This is a genomic window from Marivita sp. (assembly GCF_017643905.1).
Taxonomy (GTDB): Bacteria; Pseudomonadota; Alphaproteobacteria; order Rhodobacterales; family Rhodobacteraceae; genus Marivita.
Map to the genome: position 1 here is coordinate 1 of NZ_JAEPMO010000233.1, position 4,296 is coordinate 4,296.

6 protein-coding genes are annotated in these 4,296 nt (G+C 65.7%); all 6 read left to right on the top strand.

Translation table 11 applies throughout. The features are described 5' to 3' along the window. Positions 1–808: hypothetical protein (locus JJ869_RS22270; protein WP_292270919.1), on the top strand; the 808-nt coding region annotated here is incomplete at its 5' end. A gap of 8 nt (positions 809–816) precedes the next feature. Next, on the top strand, positions 817–1,008 hold the full coding sequence (locus tag JJ869_RS22275) for a hypothetical protein (RefSeq protein ID WP_292270921.1): 192 nt from the start codon (positions 817–819) through the stop codon (positions 1,006–1,008). Between the two features lie 102 nt (positions 1,009–1,110). Then, positions 1,111–1,599: a hypothetical protein gene (locus JJ869_RS22280; protein WP_292270923.1), complete on the top strand. Its 489-nt coding sequence runs from the start codon at positions 1,111–1,113 to the stop codon at positions 1,597–1,599. An 11-nt stretch (positions 1,600–1,610) separates the two neighbouring features. Further along, the gene (locus JJ869_RS22285) at positions 1,611–2,375 is read left to right on the top strand and encodes a hypothetical protein (RefSeq protein WP_292270926.1); all 765 of its coding nucleotides are present in this window, start codon (positions 1,611–1,613) and stop codon (positions 2,373–2,375) included. A gap of 21 nt (positions 2,376–2,396) precedes the next feature. Continuing rightward, on the top strand, positions 2,397–3,548 hold the full coding sequence (locus JJ869_RS22290; RefSeq protein ID WP_292270929.1) for a hypothetical protein: 1,152 nt from the start codon (positions 2,397–2,399) through the stop codon (positions 3,546–3,548). Positions 3,549–3,559: 11 nt separating this feature from the next. After that, on the top strand, positions 3,560–3,982 hold the full coding sequence (locus tag JJ869_RS22295; RefSeq protein ID WP_292270932.1) for a hypothetical protein: 423 nt from the start codon (positions 3,560–3,562) through the stop codon (positions 3,980–3,982). The last annotated feature ends 314 nt before the right edge of the window (positions 3,983–4,296 follow it).

A 4,296-nucleotide genomic window follows, 5' to 3' on the forward strand; every position in this document is an offset into this window, starting at 1 on the left:
TCCGACCTTGCTGCGGGCGGGGCGCGAATACGCGCTGGTGTTTCTGACCGATGATCCGAACCACGCCCTGCGGGTGGCGGAGCTGGGCAAGTATGACGCCGAGACGGAAACCTGGGTAACAGCGCAGCCCTACCGGATCGGCGTGCTGCTGTCCTCCTCCAACGCCTCGACCTGGACCCCGCATCAGGAGCGGGACCTGAAGTTCCGGCTGCTGGCGGCGCGCTTTACGCAAACCACACGGACGGTGGCGCTTGGGGAGATCACGGTCTCGCAGAGCACCGACTTCATCGCGCTGGCGGGTGTGGCGCGCATGTCGTCCGAGACCGATGTGACCTTCGTGCTGCGCGACAGTGGGGGCCAGGTGTTCCGCATGACGGAAGGCGCTGCGCTCAATCTGGCGGCGCGCGTCTCGGACAGGCTGAGCGTGGAGGCGGTGCTCTCGGGCTCGGAGCGGTTCACACCGGTTCTCTTCCCCGGTGTGCAGGTGCTGAACGGCGCGCTGGCCTCCGAGGCGGAGTATGTCAGCCGGGCAATCCCGGCGGCAGCGACGTTTGATGTCTCGGTCTATCTCGACACGCTGATCCCGCCCGGGGCCGGTGTGGCGGTATTTGCCGAGACCGACACCGGCTGGAGTGAACTGACGCTGGAGAGCGGGCAGCCGATCGAGAACGGCGGTGAGGAGCGGCACTATGTTGGGTCCGGGCTTGCCGGTGTGGGGGCCGCCAACGTGACCCGCATCAAGATCGCGCTATCGGGCACCCCCGCAGCGCGGCCTTTTGTGAGCGCCCTGCGCGCCATTCTCAAGTGAGGTGAGGCATGGCCGACGGCGTGAACCGGGACGAGCGCACCTCCGGGAGGGGCTACCCGCTCCCCCATCCTGACAACACGATGCAGGCGGATATCGAGCGGCTGCGCGTCACGCTGGTTGCGGCTGACGCGGACGTCACGGCTCAGATAGCCGAAACCCGACGGCGCTGGGTCCACGACTTCATCGGACTGAAACTGTGACGGCGCGGACGTGGAGACCTGCGTGCCACGTCACCCCATTGCAGGACATGCAGCGCCGCCCACGCGCAACACCCGAATTTGATACGACACATAGAGGACCCCATGACAGACATCCTGCTGCGGGGGGCGCTAAGCGCCCTCAAGACCAAGATCGAGGCGCTGGCGTCCTCGGAGACGGCCACGGCCGAAGACCTCGCGATGCTGGGCACGGCCCTTGAACGCATCGCGGGCAAGACCACCGCCATCGAGGTGGAGATGCTCGGCGAGGAACAGCGCGCTGCGGTCTCTGTTGAGGTCGCGACGTCTCGGGACAACGCCTTGCAGGCCATTGCGGCTGCGCTGGCAGCGGCGGATGCGGCACTGGTAAATCACATCAGTGGCATCAACGCGGCAGGTACGGCAGCCTTGCCACCGATCGCGGAGGCGCAGGGCGCGGCACTTGTAGCTATCGCGACCGAGCGGGACGCGGTTCTGGCGGCGGTGGCAGCAACCACCGAGGGCGCTGTGGCCGAGGTCACCGAGACGGCGCTGGCAGCCGTGGCGACCGCCTCCGGCCTGACCGCCACCTCCTTCTTCTTCAATCAACTCTGAGGACCAGGCCCATGAGCATCCTTGCAAACCAAATGAGTGCCGCGGACACGGCGGTGGAGGCCCTGACCATCCCCACCGGGCGGCGGACAACCTTCAACATCAACGCCGGGAACACCGGCGCCGACATCGCCACCATGACGCTCTACGCGGCTTCGCGCGAGGCGGTGGGGGTGACCGGGCTTGCGGTGACAAACGGCGGTGCCAGCTATGTCGCCATCCCCGACGTCACACTCGAGGGTGGCGGCGGTACTGGGGCCACGGCCACAGCCCGCATGATTGCGGACAGCGTGACGCTGGTGGACGCTGGCACCGGCTATGCCGTCGGCGACGCGCTTTCGGTCGCGGTGCCGGATCAGACAGCGGCCGTGATCATCGTCACCGACGTGGACGGCGCGGGCGCCATCCAAGCGGCTGAGCTGACCTCCGGGGGCGATTACGGAGTTCTCCCCGACAGCCCTGCACCGGTGACGGGCGGGTTAGGCTCTGGCGCGACCTTCGTGCTGACCTTTGCCGTGCTGAGCCTGACGCTGACCAACCCGGGCAAAGGCTTCTCCGAGGCCCCAACGGTGTCGTTCAGCGGCGGCGCTGCTGCAGCGACAGCCACCATCGATATCGTGCTCGAGCCCAGGCACATCTTCGAACACGCCGTCGCGCTGAACCCCGGCGGGATCATTTATCGCACGGCACTGATCCTTGGCCCCGGCGACCGGCTTTACGCGCAGGCCGATACCGACACGGTCGCCCTGACCGCCTGGGGCATCTCTGCGCTGATCTAACTGAACACGAAAGGACGCGACATGCGGACAATTTACAACCCGGCGCTTTCGCGGCTCGGGGGCAATGGCGTGGGTCCACGCAACCAGATCAAGATGTTCAACGTGGCAGGCACGTTCGATTGGGTCGTTCCAGAGACAATCGATCCCAATGTGCCGCTTCTGGTGCGTGTCTGGGGCGGCGGAGGTGCCTGTGGCTTGTCCACCGCAGCCACCGGAAACGGTCATGGCGGAGGCGGTGGTGGACTCGCCATGTCCGAGATTCCGATCTTTGAGCTCACCACCGTCAGTACCGTGCCAATCATCGTCGGTGCTGGGTCGCGCTTTCACGATGGCACCGGAGGCACATCCTCCTTTGGGGCCTTTCTATCCGCAACCGGCGGGAATAGCGGCTTCAACAGCGCCGAAAATCAAGGCGCGTCAGGTCTGGGCCTTGGCGGGATCGGTGTCGGCGGGGATATCAATCGCCGTGGTGGTACTGGTGGTATCGGCGAGATCGTATCGAACAGCGGCAGCGGTGGCGGTGGCGCCTCAGCACCGCATCCCGATGGGCATATTGATGGCTTCAACGGCGGGGACGGGTTCACCCGCTCTGGCGGTGGCGGGGCCTCGATCTGCTTTCCGGGCACCATGCCCGAGATTGCCAACGCCTCGGTCGGCGGGGCTGGCACTGCCAGTCGTGGCACCAGTGCGATGAACTCCAGCGCCAATCAGAGCTTTGGCGGCAGCGGTGGCTCCGGTCTGCTCGGTGCGGGAGGCCGGGGGGCAAGCTCCACCAATTATTCCAACGCAGCCTGCGCGATGACGCCCGCCGGAGATGGCGGTGGCAGCGCCCTCTTCGAGCCAAACACAGTCCTGCTCGGCGGGGGTGGCGGTGGCGGAAATGCCATGTCGAGCCAGTCCTCCGATCGTGCCGGCACCAATGCCGGTAATGGCGGTCCGGGTGCCGGCGGTGGATCGGCCTCACCCTATTCGTCAGGGGCGACCTACGCCTACATGCTGGCCGGTAATGGAGGTGTCCTCGGCGGCGGCGGTGGCGCAGGTCAGTATTGCGCCGGAGGCAATGGCGGCAACGCAGGTGGTGGTGGCGGGTCCGGCTATCAGTTCGGCACGGCCACAGGTCATGGCCTCGGTGGCGACGGGCTGATCATCCTTCAATACGCGCTGATCCTGTAAAGGGGAATTCCATGAGCAAGTTTGCAAAAGTCGTGAACGACACCGTCATCGAGGTGCTGGACACCCTTGAGGGCCGCATTCACCCCGAGCTGCACGGAGAGTATGTTCAGGTGCCGGACGCGGTTGAACCGGGCTTTGTCAAAAACGGCCGCAAGTTTGAGGCCCCAGTACCCGTTGCAGCCGCAGCATCCCCGCCGCCCGCGCCTGTCACGGTGATCTCGCGCCTCAACTTCCTGCGTCGCTTCACCCGCGCCGAGCGCATCGCGCTGCGGATCGCCGAGACCACTGACCCGGTGGTTGCCGACTTCCTGCTGATGCTGACCCTTGCGGAAGACGTGGACCTGACCAGCGCGGATGTCACCGAAGGGCTCGCCTATCTCGAAGCCAATGGCTTTGTCACCGCAGAGCGCGGTGCCGCCATTCGGACGGGCTGATCCGTAGCGCGACAGACATGACAACGGTCTCACCCGGTTTGTCGCGCGGCACTGATCCGTCCCTGGATCTTTGATCGTCGGCTTTTCGACGGCGTGACGGCTTTTCGACACGCAGATGCAGCAGCACCTGCGTGCAAGCCCAATTCCAACCCTCCATAGCGCCCGTCGGGTGCCATCCATGCAAAGGACATCCCCCATGTCTGATCCTACCTTTGGCCTGTCGATCCAGCGGATCGACAATGAGCCTCGGCCGCCTGTGGCCAGCGACATGTCCGTCGTCGGTATCATCGGCACCGCAGCTGACGCGGACGCCA